The 14,736-nt window shown below is 60.5% G+C and carries 19 protein-coding genes and 1 other RNA gene; 10 read left to right on the forward strand and 10 right to left on the reverse strand.

Translation table 11 applies throughout. The features are described 5' to 3' along the window. Positions 1-8 precede the first annotated feature (8 nt). The 3 genes from HB675_RS10565 to HB675_RS10575 form a co-directional block, all read right to left on the reverse strand. On the reverse strand, positions 9-704 hold the full coding sequence (locus tag HB675_RS10565) for a fimbria/pilus chaperone family protein (RefSeq protein ID WP_213878246.1): 696 nt from the start codon (positions 702-704) through the stop codon (positions 9-11). Between the two features lie 111 nt (positions 705-815). After that, a complete protein-coding gene (locus HB675_RS10570; protein ID WP_213878247.1) occupies positions 816-1,523 on the reverse strand; it encodes a DUF1120 domain-containing protein in 708 nt (235 codons plus the stop codon). Between the two features lie 112 nt (positions 1,524-1,635). Continuing rightward, positions 1,636-1,965, reverse strand: a complete 330-nt coding sequence (locus tag HB675_RS10575) for a hypothetical protein (RefSeq protein WP_213878248.1) — start codon at positions 1,963-1,965, stop codon at positions 1,636-1,638. 108 nt (positions 1,966-2,073) lie between these two features. Between HB675_RS10575 and ubiD the strand changes: the two genes are divergently transcribed. Together ubiD and HB675_RS10585 are read left to right on the forward strand one after the other, a co-directional pair. After that, a complete protein-coding gene (ubiD, locus tag HB675_RS10580) occupies positions 2,074-3,540 on the forward strand; it encodes a 4-hydroxy-3-polyprenylbenzoate decarboxylase (protein ID WP_213878249.1) in 1,467 nt (488 codons plus the stop codon). Then, on the forward strand, positions 3,540-4,508 hold the full coding sequence (locus HB675_RS10585) for a CDP-6-deoxy-delta-3,4-glucoseen reductase (protein WP_213878250.1): 969 nt from the start codon (positions 3,540-3,542) through the stop codon (positions 4,506-4,508). Before ubiD ends, HB675_RS10585 begins: the two co-directional genes overlap by 1 nt. Here the strand turns inward: HB675_RS10585 and HB675_RS10590 are convergent, their stop codons facing one another. Next, positions 4,509-4,985, reverse strand: coding sequence for a sn-glycerol-3-phosphate transporter (locus HB675_RS10590; RefSeq protein ID WP_213878251.1), 477 nt, complete (start codon positions 4,983-4,985; stop codon positions 4,509-4,511). A gap of 357 nt (positions 4,986-5,342) precedes the next feature. Between HB675_RS10590 and HB675_RS10595 the strand changes: the two genes are divergently transcribed. Continuing rightward, positions 5,343-5,990, forward strand: coding sequence for a gamma-glutamylcyclotransferase (locus HB675_RS10595; RefSeq protein ID WP_213878252.1), 648 nt, complete (start codon positions 5,343-5,345; stop codon positions 5,988-5,990). 172 nt (positions 5,991-6,162) lie between these two features. Then, the gene (locus HB675_RS10600; protein ID WP_213878253.1) at positions 6,163-6,306 is read left to right on the forward strand and encodes a hypothetical protein; all 144 of its coding nucleotides are present in this window, start codon (positions 6,163-6,165) and stop codon (positions 6,304-6,306) included. A 61-nt stretch (positions 6,307-6,367) separates the two neighbouring features. Here the strand turns inward: HB675_RS10600 and HB675_RS10605 are convergent, their stop codons facing one another. Continuing rightward, a complete protein-coding gene (locus HB675_RS10605; RefSeq protein ID WP_213878254.1) occupies positions 6,368-7,348 on the reverse strand; it encodes an NADPH:quinone oxidoreductase family protein in 981 nt (326 codons plus the stop codon). A 148-nt stretch (positions 7,349-7,496) separates the two neighbouring features. Here HB675_RS10605 and HB675_RS10610 point away from each other — a divergent pair, with 148 nt between their 5' ends. After that, positions 7,497-7,910, forward strand: coding sequence for a flagellar basal body-associated FliL family protein (locus HB675_RS10610; protein ID WP_213878255.1), 414 nt, complete (start codon positions 7,497-7,499; stop codon positions 7,908-7,910). Here HB675_RS10610 and HB675_RS10615 read toward each other — a convergent pair. Further along, the gene (locus HB675_RS10615; RefSeq protein WP_213878256.1) at positions 7,897-8,352 is read right to left on the reverse strand and encodes an EVE domain-containing protein; all 456 of its coding nucleotides are present in this window, start codon (positions 8,350-8,352) and stop codon (positions 7,897-7,899) included. The genes HB675_RS10610 and HB675_RS10615 overlap by 14 nt on opposite strands. A 196-nt stretch (positions 8,353-8,548) precedes the next feature. Between HB675_RS10615 and HB675_RS10620 the strand changes: the two genes are divergently transcribed. Further along, complete coding sequence (locus tag HB675_RS10620) at positions 8,549-8,692, forward strand: hypothetical protein (RefSeq protein WP_213878257.1); 144 nt, start codon at positions 8,549-8,551, stop codon at positions 8,690-8,692. A 1-nt stretch (position 8,693) separates the two neighbouring features. Here the strand turns inward: HB675_RS10620 and HB675_RS10625 are convergent, their stop codons facing one another. The 4 genes from HB675_RS10625 to HB675_RS10640 form a co-directional block, all read right to left on the reverse strand. Then, complete coding sequence (locus HB675_RS10625; protein ID WP_213878258.1) at positions 8,694-9,314, reverse strand: 5-formyltetrahydrofolate cyclo-ligase; 621 nt, start codon at positions 9,312-9,314, stop codon at positions 8,694-8,696. 106 nt (positions 9,315-9,420) lie between these two features. Beyond that, positions 9,421-9,599: non-coding RNA, 6S RNA (ssrS, locus tag HB675_RS10630), on the reverse strand. A gap of 31 nt (positions 9,600-9,630) precedes the next feature. Beyond that, on the reverse strand, positions 9,631-9,948 hold the full coding sequence (locus HB675_RS10635) for a cell division protein ZapA (protein ID WP_213878259.1): 318 nt from the start codon (positions 9,946-9,948) through the stop codon (positions 9,631-9,633). After that, positions 9,945-10,154: a TIGR02449 family protein gene (locus HB675_RS10640; protein ID WP_213878260.1), complete on the reverse strand. Its 210-nt coding sequence runs from the start codon at positions 10,152-10,154 to the stop codon at positions 9,945-9,947. The genes HB675_RS10635 and HB675_RS10640 overlap by 4 nt, the downstream gene beginning before the upstream one ends. Positions 10,155-10,286: 132 nt before the next feature. Between HB675_RS10640 and HB675_RS10645 the strand changes: the two genes are divergently transcribed. The 4 genes from HB675_RS10645 to HB675_RS10660 are packed head-to-tail and all read left to right on the forward strand — an operon-like array spanning position 10,287 to position 14,659. Continuing rightward, positions 10,287-10,841: a YecA family protein gene (locus tag HB675_RS10645; RefSeq protein WP_213878261.1), complete on the forward strand. Its 555-nt coding sequence runs from the start codon at positions 10,287-10,289 to the stop codon at positions 10,839-10,841. A gap of 25 nt (positions 10,842-10,866) precedes the next feature. Beyond that, positions 10,867-12,201 (forward strand): Xaa-Pro aminopeptidase, encoded by a 1,335-nt coding sequence (gene pepP / locus HB675_RS10650; RefSeq protein ID WP_213878262.1) that lies wholly within the window; start codon positions 10,867-10,869, stop codon positions 12,199-12,201. Next, positions 12,198-13,385, forward strand: coding sequence for a 2-octaprenyl-6-methoxyphenyl hydroxylase (ubiH, locus tag HB675_RS10655; protein WP_213878263.1), 1,188 nt, complete (start codon positions 12,198-12,200; stop codon positions 13,383-13,385). The genes pepP and ubiH overlap by 4 nt, the downstream gene beginning before the upstream one ends. A 56-nt stretch (positions 13,386-13,441) precedes the next feature. Next, a complete protein-coding gene (locus HB675_RS10660; protein WP_213878264.1) occupies positions 13,442-14,659 on the forward strand; it encodes a 2-octaprenyl-3-methyl-6-methoxy-1,4-benzoquinol hydroxylase in 1,218 nt (405 codons plus the stop codon). Positions 14,660-14,736: the final 77 nt, after the last annotated feature.

Below are 14,736 nucleotides of genomic sequence, written 5' to 3' on the forward strand. Positions count from 1 at the left end.
TGTCTCCTTTACTGACTGACCGCGGCGTCATAAAGATCCACGCTATAGCCCCAAGTGGTAGCGGGAGCGATGCGTACCTGCTCGACTGTCCCTGGGGTTTGATCGCCGTTGGCTTTCACCGTCAGGCGTTGTCCCGGCAGCACATAGGCGTTGGGTAGGGTCCAGGGGGTATTGTCTGGAAGTGTTTGTATGTCGTGGGCCAGGCGTACGACATAGGGTGATGGGTTGCTGACGGTCAATTGATCACCGCTCAAGGACCAGGCCAGATGCTTCCACGGGGCTAAGTCTTTTTCCAAGCCTGCCGGACGGATGATGACCGGCAGGTTTTGACGAATGGTGGTAAGCACCTGGCTTTTACCTTTTTCCTGTGGAGGCACACCATCAAAGGTCACACGCTTGAGGCGCTCGGTCTTCAAGGGTTCGAGATGGGTCAGGATGAAGCGCACTCGCTGGGTCTTGTCAGGCTCCAGGCGGGCGGCTGGTGGAGTTACGATCAGCAATTCTTCCGGGTCATCTGCGGTGTTGATCAGCGTAGTGATCAACAACACCGGAAAATCATCGGTATTCCTGACGTTGATAGCACCCTCGCCGTCTCCCTGATCGATAATGACAACGGAGGTTTCCGGCACCACGCCGGTTGCATGCGCGGGGACAGACGTCAGCCATAGCGCTGCCGCCCCGGCTGTCAATACAGAGGATTTCATGGTTGACCATCTCATGTAGCTTTGCCCGTTATCGTCGAAGGTTGACCCGGGCAAGGCAGGCGGGTGATGAGTGAGATGGCCGAGCCCAGAGGCCCGGCCAAGAGAGAGGGATCAGAAATAAACCAGCTCGAGGGTGGTTTTACCATCCAGAACAACAGGCTTGGTGAGATCCAGTTCGCTAGCTTTGTTCAAATAAGCCTGCACGCTGATTTCGCCAGCCAATGTGTCAAAAGCAACGGGAATCAACGTTCCCGTGGTACCCCACGAGACAATTCGTTTTTGGCTGATGCCGTAAAGATCCCCGTCCGCAGAAGCGTCTTTGACCCAACGGGACGTGTCGGCCGGATGAGCTATCAGGTTGTCAACGTTTTCGGAATCGGCCTGAGGGGTGCCCGGTTTGATTCGAATGGCATAACCACCGATCTTTTCGGTACCATCCAGGCCCAAACCGGCAACACCTGTCCTGGCCTTTCCAAATAGTCTGACGGGCGCTTCACCATCGCTTTGCCCGCTGCCGCCACCCGCTAGGGTTACAGCGGTCCCAAGCCTGCCATTGACGGCGTTGAAAGCCACTCTTGTGGGAGCATCGCATACGATGGAAAACCCCATGGTTTTTTCATCCAGTACCGTATAGTCGCCGACTTTCAGGTCTTGGGCGCGGATCGTGCCGTAATCTATGGCACCGCCACCAGCCAGTGTTGCTGAGCAGGCGCCTGGCGCAATACTTCCGATAACGCTGACTTCGGCGGCCATGACGGTGAGGGAAGTGCTGGCGAGCGCCAACAAGGTGCCAGCGGTAAGTAGTGTCAGTTTGTTCATAAATAGCGTCCTTTATTGAGGTATGGCAAGAGTCACTTCCATATGAATCCGGATTGGCGTTCAGAATGAGTAATCAACATCGTGATTTATAGGCAGGCCTGGCCTGCCTTCATCAAGATTGCCGCTTTCCCATCAATGACTCGCCGGTCGAGATATTCTGCTGTTCGGTCAAACGTAGGCCGATATATAAATATTTTTTCGGGCGGTGCGGTAACAAGTTATGTGCTTCTTCGCCCACTGCGCAGCTCAGCTGACCACGCTGTTCGCGCTGTCGAATCTGTGAATGGGTGGAAACAGCTGATGAGTAGGGGTAAGTTGCGCTTTTGACGCTAGAGGGCCGGCGAAAACGCCTTTCTTGCACGAGGCATCGTTCGATTTTCAGCGAATAATGCAGTTTGCCATGTTCTTCGGACCGCTGGAGTAACCTGTTGTATTTAGCCAAGTCAACAACGCCTTGCAGCTGAAGCCGCCCCGCGAAATCACCTCCCGCTTGGGCCGTCCACCCCGCATCAGGTACGATACCCCCCTATTTCCTTCAGTGACGTGGTCGATGAAATTCAAGGATCTTCGGGATTTCGTGCAGCAGCTTGAGCAGCGCGGAGAGTTGAAACGCATCCAGGTACCCATTTCCCCGGTACTGGAAATGACCGAGATCTGCGACCGCACCCTGCGGGCCAAAGGCCCGGCGTTGTTGTTCGAGAACCCAAAAGGCTTCGATATCCCGGTATTGGGCAACCTGTTCGGCACCCCCGGCCGAGTAGCCTTGGGCATGGGCGCCGAGGATGTCTCGGAGTTGCGCGAAATCGGCAAGCTGCTGGCTTTTCTCAAGGAACCCGAGCCACCCAAGGGCCTAAAGGACGCCTGGTCCAAGCTGCCGATCTTCAAGAAGATCATTTCCATGGCGCCCAAGGTGGTCAAGGATGCAGCCTGCCAGGAGATCGTTCTGGAGGGCGATGATGTGGATCTGGGCATGCTCCCCGTGCAGCATTGCTGGCCGGGGGATGTGGCGCCCCTGATCACTTGGGGCCTGACGGTCACCAAAGGGCCGAACAAGGAGCGGCAGAACCTCGGCATCTATCGCCAGCAAGTCCTGGGGCGCAACAAGGTCATCATGCGCTGGCTCAGCCATCGCGGCGGGGCGCTGGACTATCGCGAGTGGTGCGAGAAGCACCCCGGCGTACCATTTCCCGTGGCAGTGGCCCTGGGCGCCGACCCGGCGACCATTCTCGGCGCGGTGACGCCGGTGCCGGACAGCCTTTCCGAATATGCTTTCGCCGGACTGCTGCGCGGCAACCGCACCGAACTGGTCAAATGCCGTGGCAACGACCTGCAAGTGCCGGCCACGGCGGAGATCATCCTCGAAGGCGTGATTCACCCCGGCGAGATGGCGCCTGAAGGTCCTTACGGCGATCACACCGGCTACTACAACGAGGTCGACAGCTTCCCGGTCTTCACCGTTGAACGCATCACCCATCGCATCAAGCCGATCTACCACAGCACCTACACTGGTCGTCCGCCCGACGAGCCTGCGATCCTCGGTGTGGCATTGAACGAAGTGTTCGTGCCGATCCTCCAAAAGCAGTTCCCGGAAATCACCGATTTCTACCTGCCGCCCGAAGGGTGCTCCTACCGCATGGCGGTGGTGACCATGAAGAAGCAGTACCCGGGCCATGCCAAGCGCGTGATGTTGGGTGTGTGGTCGTTTCTGCGACAGTTCATGTACACCAAGTTCGTTATTGTCACCGATGACGACATCAATGCCCGGGACTGGAACGACGTGATCTGGGCTATCACTACGCGCATGGACCCCAAGCGTGACACGGTGATGATCGACAACACGCCGATCGACTATCTGGACTTCGCCTCGCCGGTGTCCGGCCTGGGTTCGAAGATGGGCCTGGATGCCACGAACAAGTGGCCCGGCGAGACGTCCCGTGAATGGGGCCGGGTGATCGTCAAGGACGAAGCGGTTACCAAGCGTATCGACGAGTTGTGGAACCAGTTGGGAATAGACTGATGCGCGTAACCTTGCAGCCTTCGGGCGCGGTACTTGAAACCTTGCCCGGCGAGCGCATTCTTGCGGCCGCGCAGCGCACCGGGCATGACTGCCCGCAGAGCTGTCGCAACGGTAATTGCCACGTGTGTGCGGCAATGTTGGTCAGTGGCAGCGTACGTCAGGATGGCGAAGTGCTCACTCATGGTGAAATCCACACCTGCGTCGCCGAGCCGCTGGAAGACTGCGAATTGCTGTGGGACGGCGTGTTGCTCCCGGGCGAGTTGCCGGTACGGCACCTGGCCTGCCAAGTCAGCGACCTGGTCGAAGTGGGGGGCGATGTCTGGCGCGTGCGGCTGCGTGCGCCGGCGGGCAAGCCGCCTCGCTATCATGCGGGTCAATACCTGTTGCTGGAACGGGACAATGGCGAGAAATCGGCCTTTTCCCTGGCCAGCGCGCCGCATTCGGGCCGCGAGCTCGAACTGCATGTGCTGGCGCGTGAAACGGGGTCTAAACAGTTGATCGAACAGCTGCAGCGCGAGGGGATGGCCCACATCGATCTGCCTTTCGGTGATACCCACCTGGCCGAGTTGCCCGAGGGGCCCTTGGTGCTGATCGCGGCGGGCACCGGCATGGCGCAGATGCACGCCTTGATCGAGCACTGCCGGGCCACGGGGTTCGAATACCCGGTGCACCTGTACTGGGGCGCGCGCCGCCCCGAAGACTTCTATCAGCTGGACCACTGGGACGCCTGGCAGCAGGTACCCAATCTGTTTGTGCATCAGGTGGTCAGCGACCTGTGTGGTTGGGAAGGTCGGTGCGGCATGCTGCACGAAGCGGTGTGCGAAGACATGGCCGATCTGTCGGCAGTCCATGTTTATGCCAGTGGTTCTCCGGCCATGGTTTACGGCACTCTGGATGCGTTGGTCGAGGCCGGCATGGACGCGCATCAGATGCGCGCCGACGTGTTTGCGTACGCGCCCCGTGCCTGATCAAAACTTCACGCCGACATTGACCATGGTCGCTGCCATGCCCAGCAGCACCCATTCGATGCCAATCGGCCCCAGGTTGGCGCCGACGGCCGGAATGATCACCGGTGCCACCCCAAAACGGTTCAACGGGAGCTTGTCGCGGTAGTCGCCGCGATAACCGTGCACCAATCCGCCGCTGACCTTGGCGTAGATCGGCAGCGTGTCGGCATCGAAGCGCTTGCCGGCATAGGCATAGTGCGAGCGCTGGGAAAACGAATTACGAAAGGTTGCCGCCCCGAAAATGATGCGGTCGGACCGGTTGCGCTCAAGACCGATGAGATCCTGCCGATTGTTGTAACGAGCGTTGTTGCTGAAATGCTGTGTGGCGGCGCTGGTCTGCAAGTACCAATGGCCTGTGTCGGCCTGGGCTGTAGACAGTACGGCGAGAGACAGGGCAAGAACTCCGACAAGGGTGCAGAGCGGACGATGTGGATGCATTGAAGGTATGCCAGGAGATACGGGGCGGTCTTTTTACGCATCCAGACAAGGTTGTGGTATCAGTGGTTTCGCCGTTTTATGTAGGCGTTTTCAGCGGTATCAATAGGCGTCCGGGTGGATGCACTTTCAGTGCATGAGCTTGCCAGCCGAATTGATTTGGTGCGTGGCAAGCCAGGTGCAGCTCCAGGGCGGTGCGTTATAACTCGCACTGCGTAAAATCGGTATAAGCCGACGTCCGCCGATCGTCGCAAAGGCTTGTTTTTTGTAGGCTATTTGCCGTAGTTTCAAAGTGTGTGGGGTTTATTGGATAAGTAGTGCGTGGCATCAGGTCATTCACGGGGAAGCCAGGCGACTACTATGTCGGTGCTCGAAATAGCTGATATCAATGTGGTGTATCCGCCCTCGCTGGACCTCGGTCCCCAGTTGACCGATGAACAGCTGGCGCACTCGATCGAAAGCACCATGCGTCGTCATCACGGCGGGCCAGTCTGGCTTTTTGCCTACGGTTCGTTGATCTGGCGACCCGAGTGCTCGGCGGTCGAGCGTCGGCGGGCGCGGGTGCACGGCTATCATCGCGGGCTGTACCTGTGGTCCCAGGAGCACCGTGGCACACCGGAATTTCCGGGCCTGGTCTTCGGCCTGGACCGTGGCGGCTCGTGCAGCGGCTTTGCCTATCGGTTGCCGGAAGACCAGCTGGAATGCTCGCTGGTGGCGCTTTGGAAGCGCGAAATGCCCTATCCCTCCTATCGCCCGCACTGGCTCAATTGCCGGCTTGAAGACGGGACCAAGGTTCAGGCTTTGGGCTTTGTGCTGGAGCGGCATTTGCCCAGTTACGCGGGGAATCTCCCCGACAACCTGTTGAGCCTTGTCCTGGCCAGCGCGAGTGGGCGTTCGGGCACCACTCGCGACTATGTCGAGCAGACCATTGCGGCGTTGCGCAGCCATGCCATGCCGGATCGCAATCTCGAGGCGCGGATCAAGCGGTGTCATTCGACGTTGATTTGATCCAGCCCAGTCCTGAGCACACCTGAATTTTTTCGGAAATGTCCTACGCGGCTTTAGGAAGCTCCTATCTTCTTGGTCTGCTTGCCGCTGAGCACAATAACGCCTTTCGACAAGCTCGAGCACAACCTGTTTTCCAGGTGGAAAGCAGGCGGCTGCCGAAAGGGGGTATCCAATGAAATGGTTGATCACACTGATTGTCGCGGTTTTTCTGAGCCTGGATTCCGCTGCTGCGGCGTTTTTCCTGACACCCAGGAGCACGGAGCCTATGACCCTGGTCGAGGAACTCGATATGGCCTGGCCTCAGGTGTTGGCATAGTGCGAAAAGCAGCTTGACCGATCACTCGCTGATTGGCTTCCCTCGCCCTCCATTGCGGGTTTCAGCGACGCACCTCTACCAGCAGTTTCCCGATAGCCCGGCGCTGGCGGAGATCATTGATCGCAGCACCGGCCTCCTCCAGCGGGTAAACCCTGGACACCAACGGCTTCAACTTCTCCTCGGCATACCAGCCAAACAAGGTCTGAAAATTGGCCGCGTTGTCGGCAGGCTGGCGTTGGGCAAACGAACCCCAAAACACCCCCAGCACTGCCGCGCCCTTGAGCAGCACCAGGTTGGCGGCCAGTTGCGGGATCTCGCCGCTGGCAAAGCCGACCACCAGCAAGCGCCCGTTCCAGGCCAGCGAGCGCACGGCCGGTTCAAATAGCTCGCCACCGACCGGGTCGTAGATCACGTCCACACCGTTGCCTTGGGTCAGCCGCTTGAGTTCGTCCTTGAGGTTGCATTCGGTGTAGTTGATCAGCTCATCGGCACCGGCTTCGCGGGCCGCAGCAAGCTTTTGCGCGGTGCTGGCAGCGGCGATCACCCGAGCGCCCATGGCCTTGCCGATTTCCACGGCAGCGCGGCCCACGCCCCCCGAGGCACCCAGCACCAGCAGGGTCTCCCCCGGCTGCAACCGAGCTCGCTGGCGCAATGCATGCATCGAGGTGCCGTAGGTCATGCTGAAAGCGGCCGCTGTATTGAAATCCATCCCGGCCGGGATCGGCAGCACGTTGCAAGCTGGCACGGCGACCTGCTCGGCAAAGCTGCCCCAGCCCGTCAGCGCCATGACTCGATCCCCGACCTTGAGTTGGCCGACCTTCTCGCCAACAGCACGGATGACCCCGGCCGCCTCCCCACCCGGAGAGAACGGCAAGGGCGGCTTGAACTGGTACTTGCCTTCGATGATCAGCGTGTCGGGGAAATTGACGCCGGCCGCATGCACGTCCAGCAGCACTTCATTGGCTTTCGCGACCGGGCCGGGCGTCTCTTCCAGCCGCAGATTCTCGGCAGGACCGAAGGCTTTGCACAACACTGCTTTCATCGGGCTATTCCTTTGCGGGCATTGGCCGATAAGTGTAGGTGTGCAAGAAGGCGGGTCAACGAGCATGCCCCGGCTGGATAGGCCGCCATAAACGCTGGCGTCTCTGTCAGGCTTGAGTATGCTGCCGAGATTGAATGAGGAGTGAATTGTGAAAGCGTGGATCGTGACGATGCTGGCCCTGTCGATGCCCTTGGTGGCATTGGCCGAAGAAGCAAAAGAAGGCGAGGGCGCCGCCCCTACCGTGGCCTATGTGTCGCTGAGCCCACCCTTCGTGGGTAACTATGCCTTGGACGGTAGCGCCAAGCTGCATGTGTACAAGGCTGACGTGGCACTGCAGGTGACCGGTGCCGAAGCCGTGGCAGCGGTGAAACACCAGGACCCTCTGATCCGCAACCAGTTGGTGGCGCTGTTCGCGCAGCAGACCGTGGACTCGATGAGTAACGTCGAATCCAAGGAAAAGCTGCGTCAGGAAGCGCTCAAGCAGGTACGTCAGGTGATGAATGACGAAGAGGGCAAGCCCATCGTCGAGGACTTGCTGTTCAACAACCTTATCGTTCAGTAAGAGCGAACACGGCGGCCCATTGCTCGGCAGTGACCGGCATCACTGAAAGGCGACTGCCCTTTTGTACCAGGGCCAGTTCGCCCAGTGCTGCCTGTTGCTTGAGAAAGCCCAGGCTCAGCACCTGGCGAAAGGTACGGACATGTTCGACATCCACCGCGCTCCAGGGGTTTTTCTCGTGGCTGGCCTTGGCGTCGAAGTAGTGGCTTTCTGGGTCCAGCGCCGTCGGGTCCGGGTACGCGGCTGTGGCGATGCGCGCGATTCCGGCTATGCCGGGTTCTGGACAGCTGGAGTGGTAAAAGAAAAATTCGTCACCTTCATTCATCTCGCGAATGAAATTGCGCGCCTGGTAGTTGCGCACGCCATCCCAGCGCGCCGTGCCTTGGGTGCCCAGTCCGGTGATCGACAATTCGTCCGGCTCGGACTTCATTAACCAAAATGCCATTATTCAGTCCCTGGGTGGCGCTCGTCAGCATCCACTTGTCTGTGCGCGACAACCCGACAGCCGGTTGACGTCAACGTTTGCGTGTGGCGACAGGTTGCCGCAGAATGCGCGCATTTTAAGCTAGACGTAGCTGATCGGCCTATCGGTAAACCCGTTGTCGACACCGTTTCAAGCTGTAACCTTTGGGGGGTTATCGATGCGCCGTAAACCTGATCTGTTGTGGGTATTGGTCTTTCTGCTGGGCCTGGGTGTAGTCACCACCGGTTATGCCCAGAGTCTCTGGAGCCATAAAACCGATGATGTACCGCAGGTGCCGGTTCCAGTAATGAGCAAACGCTGATTCACGGCTGAGCCAGGTACCAGCCCTGATCGGACACGGTGCCTTGCATCGCGATGTCCCATCTGGCCTGATCGAGGCGCTCGACCTTCTGGCATTCATGAGCCAGTCCCAGCAACACCGGCTTCTGCCATTTCGCTCGGCGTGATCGATACGCCAGGCTGCGATCGTAGAAGCCGCCGCCCATTCCCAGGCGTCCGCCATTTTCATCGAAGCCCACCAACGGCATCAAGACCAGATCCAGCGCCCAGATCACTCGTTGTCGAGCAGGACGCACAAAAGGTTCGGCGATGCTAAAGCGATTGGGTCGCAGTTTTTCCCCCGGCTTTACCCGCTGAAAGACCATCTTCGTACGCGGCCATGCGCTGAGCACTGGTAGATAAGTGCGCTTGCCGCGACGTTGCGCCTCGCGCAGCAGCAGACGTGGATCGATTTCACCATCCACGGGCAAATACAGCGAGATGTGTCGGGCGCGACGAAACAGCGGATGCTGCGCCAACTGACGATACAAGCCGCGGGCTGCTGCTTGCTGTTGTGCAGTCGTGAGATTTCGGCGGGCCTTGCGAAGTGTGCGGCGCAGGTGGTTGCGTTGCTGGTTGCGATCAGGCGAGGCGGGCGTGGTCATCTAGCGGCAGGGCTCCAGGAGGAGAATGGGCCCTGACCAGGCCATGCGCCGAAGATTCGGGCGGGTGTCGTTCCTGATCAGATAGCTGACAGGACCAACCAAAACAGGACTCCCCGACGAACCGCTGTCGGTGTAGCCCTTGAACCCGAAAGTTCAAGGTGGAGATTGCAGGAGGCTTTCAGGCTTTCCGTCTAGCGGACATGCACACCAGCCCCAACGTGCAACCCCCGTGGTTGTGCGTATCGGCTCAGGGACATGACCGACTGGCAAGCACTCCAGGGAGTCCGGAAATTATACCCGAAACTCCCAGGGAAAATCAGCCTTTGCTGCCATCCTGATCAGTGGCCAGCACCAGATCCACGCGTTCGAGCAGGTCGCGGACCTGTTCGCGGGTCGAACCATTGACCGAAATCTCCGGGGTATCCTGGCGATGCAGCAGGTCGTGAGTGATGTTCAACGCGGCCATCACGGCGATGCGATCGGCACCGATGACTTTGCCGCCGCTGCGGATTTCACGCATCTTGCCATCCAGATAACGCGCAGCGCTGACCAGATTGCTGCGTTCCTCGGGTGGGCAGATGATCGAGTATTCCTTGTCGAGGATCTGCACGGTAACGCTATTGCTTGAACTCATGAGTCTTGCTCCAGGGCCTTGAGGCGCGAAATCATCGATTCCACCTTACGCCGCGCGATTTCGTTTTTTTCGATAAGGTGGGCGCGCTCCTCGCGCCAGGTTTTTTCCTGCGCTAATAGGAGTCCGTTTTGCCGTTTAAGTTGCTCGACCCGGTCAATCAGGAGTTCGAGCTTGCCCATCAGCGCTTGCAGTTCAGTTGTTTGCATGGGTTCCAATTACGGTCTGATAGGGTGAGGGCGATCAAGGAGTTGGCGGCGTCGATAGTCTTGGCGCGCCTGCCGGTGCTAGGATACAAGGCCTCCATTCTAGACATTGCGCCGCTTGGCGCCTAGTTACCCATGCCTATACAGAACTCCCCGTACCACGCATTCGCGACCCTGCTCAACAGCAGCGGCCATCCGGTTTCCCCCGCCGAGCTGCACGGCCTTCTGCTGGGGCGCAGTTGCGCCGGCGCAGGCTTCGAGATCGAGCCTTGGCTGATCGACGCCGCCGAGCTGCTGGGGGCCGCGCCTGCGGACAACGTGCGCCAGGCGCTGATCGGCCTGCAGGAAATGGTCAAGGGCGAGCTTACCAGCGATGACATGACCGTGGTGCTGTTGCTGCCCTCCGACGACGCGCCGCTGGGTGAGCGCGCCATCGCCTTGGGCGAGTGGTGTCAGGGCTTTCTCGCCGGTTTCGGCCTGACCGCGCGCGACACCGCCCTCAGTACCGAAGCCATGGAGGTGCTGCAGGATTTGGCGGCCATCGCCCAGGTGCAGGACGCGCTGGAGGAGTCCGACGACGGCGAGAACGACTACATGGAAGTCATGGAATACCTGCGCGTTGCGCCGCTGTTGCTGTTCACGGAATCGGCCAAGGGCAGCGAGCCCGTGGTCAAGCCGTCCATCCACTGATCGTCACCGGAGGGCTCTGCTACCTATGACCCATATCCCGAAAGCGGAATACGCGCGGCGCCGCAAGGCACTCATGGCGCAAATGGAGCCCAACAGCATCGCCATCCTGCCGGCGGCTGCCGTGGCGATCCGTAACCGCGACGTCGAGCACGTCTATCGTCAGGACAGCGACTTCCAATACCTCAGCGGCTTCGGCGAGCCAGAGGCCGTGATCGCCTTGATCCCTGGCCGCGAACATGGCGAGTACGTCCTGTTCTGTCGTGAGCGCAACCCCGAGCGCGAGCGGTGGGATGGCCTGCGGGCAGGTCAGGACGGCGCCATCAGCGAGTACGGTGCCGACGACGCCTTCCCCATCTCCGATATCGACGACATCCTGCCCGGCTTGATCGAGGGCCGTGACCGCGTGTACTCGGCCATGGGCAGCAACGCCGAATTCGATCGTCACCTGATGGACTGGATCAACGTGATCCGTTCCAAGGCGCGCCTGGGTGCCCTGCCACCCAAGGAATTCGTCGCGCTCGACCACCTGCTGCATGACATGCGCCTGTACAAGTCTGCCGCCGAAATCAAGACCATGCGCCACGCCGCCGCGATCTCCGTCAAAGCCCACATTCGTGCCATGCAGGCCTCCCGCGCCGGCCTGCGCGAGTTCAGCCTGGAAGCCGAGTTGGACTACGAGTTTCGCAAGGGCGGGGCGAAGATGCCGGCCTACGGCTCCATCGTCGCGGCGGGACGCAACGGCTGCATCCTGCACTATCAGGAGAACGATGCGGCCCTCAAGGATGGCGATCTGGTGCTGATCGACGCAGGCTGCGAGATAGATTGCTACGCCAGCGACATCACGCGTACCTTCCCGGTCAGCGGCACCTTTTCACCCGAACAGAAGGCGCTGTATGACGTGGTCCTCAAATCCCAGGAAGCCGCTTTCGCCGCTATCGGCCCGAATCGGCACTGGAACGAAGCCCACGAAGCAACCGTTCAGGTGATCACCCAGGGTCTGGTGGACCTGGGCCTGTTGCAAGGGAATGTCGACGAATTGATCGCCAGCGAAGCCCATCGCGAGTTTTACATGCACCGTGCCGGCCACTGGCTGGGAATGGATGTGCACGACGTGGGCGAGTACAAGGTCGGCGGTGAGTGGCGAGTGCTCGAGCCTGGCATGACGCTGACCGTCGAGCCTGGCATCTATGTGGCCGCCGACAACACGCGAGTGGCCAAGAAATGGCGTGGAATCGGCATCCGCATCGAAGACGATGTGGTGGTGACCCGCAAGGGTTGCGAGATCCTCACGGACGGCCTGCCGCGTACCACGGCTGAAATCGAGTCTGTGATGGCCGCCGCACGGGTCGAAGCGGCATGACCCAAGTGAATATTGCCATTGTCGGCGGCGGCCTGGTGGGTGCGAGCCTGGCGGTGGCCTTGCAGGCCGGCGCGAAGGCGCGGGGCTGGAAGATCCTGCTGATCGAGCCCTTTGCCCCGGGCAACAGTTATCAGCCCAGCTACGATGCCCGCTCCTCGGCGTTGTCCTTCGGCACCCGGCAAATCTACGACCGCCTCGGCCTCTGGGCAGCCATCAGCCACCGTGCCGAACCGATCCGTCAGATCCATGTGTCTGACCGTGGCCGTTTCGGCAGCACCCGCCTGGTAGCCATCGAAGAGGGCGTGCCTGCCTTGGGCTATGTGACTGAAAACGCCTGGCTGGGGCAGTGCCTGTGGCAGGCGTTGGACTCTGATGTGGTCAGTTGGCGCTGCCCTGCCGAAGTGCTGCACATGCAGCCCGTCGACAGTGGCTACCGGTTGACGCTCAACGATGACACGCAGGTTGACTGTGCGCTGGCCGTTCTCGCCGACGGTGGTCGTTCGGGCTTGCGCGAGCAGTTGGGCATTCACGTTCGGCAACGACCTTACGATCAGAGCGCGTTGATCGCCAACATCACCCCCGGTGAGGCCCACCTTGGCCAGGCCTTCGAGCGTTTTACCGAAGACGGCCCCATGGCCTTGCTGCCGCTGCCGGAAAATCGCTGCGCGCTGGTCTGGACCCGCAAGGGGATGGACGCCCAGCGTCTGGTGGATCTGGACGAGCGCAGTTTCCTGGCCCAGTTGCAGGAGGTCTTCGGCTATCGCCTGGGTCCACTGCGGCAAGTAGGTGCGCGGCATCTGTACCCTTTGTCGCTGATGGAAGCGCAGGAGCAGGTGCGGCCCCATCTGGTGGTGTTGGGCAACGCCGCACACGCCTTGCACCCCATCGCCGGTCAAGGCTTCAACCTTTCGCTGCGGGACGTTCAGGCCCTCACCGAAGCCCTGTTGGGCAGCGAAGCCCCTCTGGGCGACTTCGCAACCTTGCGCAATTATCAACAGCGCCAGCAGCCTGATCAGGTGCTGACAGTAGGTTTTTCCGACCAGGTCACGCGTCTGTTCGGGACCCGTCGACCGGTCCTGGCGGTCGGGCGCAATCTCGGCCTGCTGGGGCTTGATCTGTTGCCACCGGCTAAACGCTGGTTCGCCCGTCAGGCCATGGGACTGGGCACGCGCCCAGACCTTTGATGACATCTTTCGACTGGCGGCTGCGGCTGCCCAAGGCATGGTTTTAAAGCATGGAAATGCGCGCGGATCTTTTGATTGTCGGGGCAGGCATGGTGGGCAGCGCGCTGGCGCTGGCACTGCGCGACAGTGGCTTGGAAGTTGTCCTGCTGGATGGCGGACCGCTGAGCGTCAAACCCTTTGCCCCGTCATCCCCATTCGATCCTCGAGTCAGCGCCTTGTCCATGGCCAGCCAGCGCATGCTGGAGCGGCTGGGTGTCTGGGCTGGCATCGTCGCTCGGCGCGCCAGTCCATACGCGCAGATGAAAGTCTGGGACGGCAGCGGCACGGGTCATATCCAGTTTGCAGCGGGCAGTGTGCATGCCGAGACCTTGGGCCATATCGTCGAAAATCGGGTGGTCCAGGATGCTTTGCTGGAGCGGCTTCACGAAAGCTCCATCGGTTTGCTGGCCAATGCGCGTCTGGAACAGATGCGTCGCTCCGGCGATGATTGGCTGCTGAGTCTGTCCGATGGCCGCAGCCTGCGGGCACCAGTGGTCGTTGCTGCCGATGGCGCCAATTCGGCGGTTCGCCGCTTGACCGGCACCGCGACTCGCGAGTGGAACTACTTGCACCATGCCATCGTCGCCAGCGTGCGTTGCAGTGCGCCTAACCAGGGGACTGCGTGGCAGCGCTTTACCGATGACGGCCCCCTGGCCTTTCTACCGCTGCTGCGCGATGGTGATCAGCAATGGTGCTCGATTGTCTGGTCGACTACCCCGGCCCAGGCCGAGCGCCTGATGAAACTCGATGATCCAAGCTTTTGCTCGGCCCTCGGACAGGCTTTCGAAGGACGCCTGGGCGAAGTTTTGCACAGCGATCCGCGGGTTTGCGTGCCGCTGCGTCAGCGCCATGCCAAGCGCTATGTTGCCGAAGGCCTGGCCTTGATCGGCGATGCGGCACACACGATCCACCCCCTGGCGGGGCAAGGCGTCAATCTGGGTTTGCTCGATGCGGCGGTGTTGGCCGAAGAGCTGGCCGCTGCCCATCAGCGCGGCGAACGGCTGGCCGATGTTCGGGTGCTAAGCCGTTACGAGCGTCGCCGCATGCCTCACAATCTGGCGCTGATGGCTGCCATGCAGGGTTTTGAAAGATTGTTTCAGGATGACCGCCTGCCTGTGCGATGGCTGCGCAACAGCGGTCTGAAATGGGTGGAGCAGATGCCTGAAGCCAAGGCGTTGTTCGTTCGCCAGGCGCTGGGCTTGAGTGGCGATCTGCCGTACATCGCCAGGCCCTGAACACGTGCGCGGAGCCTTCGTAACATTCGCAAACAGCTTGGGCAAACAGGCTGTTCGCCGGGGCTTGTGCCGGGTTC

This window comes from Pseudomonas sp. dw_358, assembly GCF_018449655.1.
GTDB lineage: Bacteria > Pseudomonadota > Gammaproteobacteria > Pseudomonadales > Pseudomonadaceae > Aquipseudomonas.

Coding starts and splice junctions, on each gene's coding strand:
- HB675_RS10565 (WP_213878246.1), bottom strand. CDS start 704: ATGAAATCCTCTGTATTGACAGCCGGGGCGGCAGCGCTATGGCTGACG.
- HB675_RS10570 (WP_213878247.1), bottom strand. CDS start 1,523: ATGAACAAACTGACACTACTTACCGCTGGCACCTTGTTGGCGCTCGCC.
- ubiD (WP_213878249.1), top strand. CDS start 2,074: ATGAAATTCAAGGATCTTCGGGATTTCGTGCAGCAGCTTGAGCAGCGC.
- HB675_RS10585 (WP_213878250.1), top strand. CDS start 3,540: ATGCGCGTAACCTTGCAGCCTTCGGGCGCGGTACTTGAAACCTTGCCC.
- HB675_RS10590 (WP_213878251.1), bottom strand. CDS start 4,985: ATGCATCCACATCGTCCGCTCTGCACCCTTGTCGGAGTTCTTGCCCTG.
- HB675_RS10595 (WP_213878252.1), top strand. CDS start 5,343: ATGTCGGTGCTCGAAATAGCTGATATCAATGTGGTGTATCCGCCCTCG.
- HB675_RS10600 (WP_213878253.1), top strand. CDS start 6,163: ATGAAATGGTTGATCACACTGATTGTCGCGGTTTTTCTGAGCCTGGAT.
- HB675_RS10605 (WP_213878254.1), bottom strand. CDS start 7,348: ATGAAAGCAGTGTTGTGCAAAGCCTTCGGTCCTGCCGAGAATCTGCGG.
- HB675_RS10615 (WP_213878256.1), bottom strand. CDS start 8,352: ATGGCATTTTGGTTAATGAAGTCCGAGCCGGACGAATTGTCGATCACC.
- HB675_RS10620 (WP_213878257.1), top strand. CDS start 8,549: ATGCGCCGTAAACCTGATCTGTTGTGGGTATTGGTCTTTCTGCTGGGC.
- HB675_RS10625 (WP_213878258.1), bottom strand. CDS start 9,314: ATGACCACGCCCGCCTCGCCTGATCGCAACCAGCAACGCAACCACCTG.
- HB675_RS10635 (WP_213878259.1), bottom strand. CDS start 9,948: ATGAGTTCAAGCAATAGCGTTACCGTGCAGATCCTCGACAAGGAATAC.
- HB675_RS10640 (WP_213878260.1), bottom strand. CDS start 10,154: ATGCAAACAACTGAACTGCAAGCGCTGATGGGCAAGCTCGAACTCCTG.
- HB675_RS10645 (WP_213878261.1), top strand. CDS start 10,287: ATGCCTATACAGAACTCCCCGTACCACGCATTCGCGACCCTGCTCAAC.
- pepP (WP_213878262.1), top strand. CDS start 10,867: ATGACCCATATCCCGAAAGCGGAATACGCGCGGCGCCGCAAGGCACTC.
- ubiH (WP_213878263.1), top strand. CDS start 12,198: ATGACCCAAGTGAATATTGCCATTGTCGGCGGCGGCCTGGTGGGTGCG.
- HB675_RS10660 (WP_213878264.1), top strand. CDS start 13,442: ATGCGCGCGGATCTTTTGATTGTCGGGGCAGGCATGGTGGGCAGCGCG.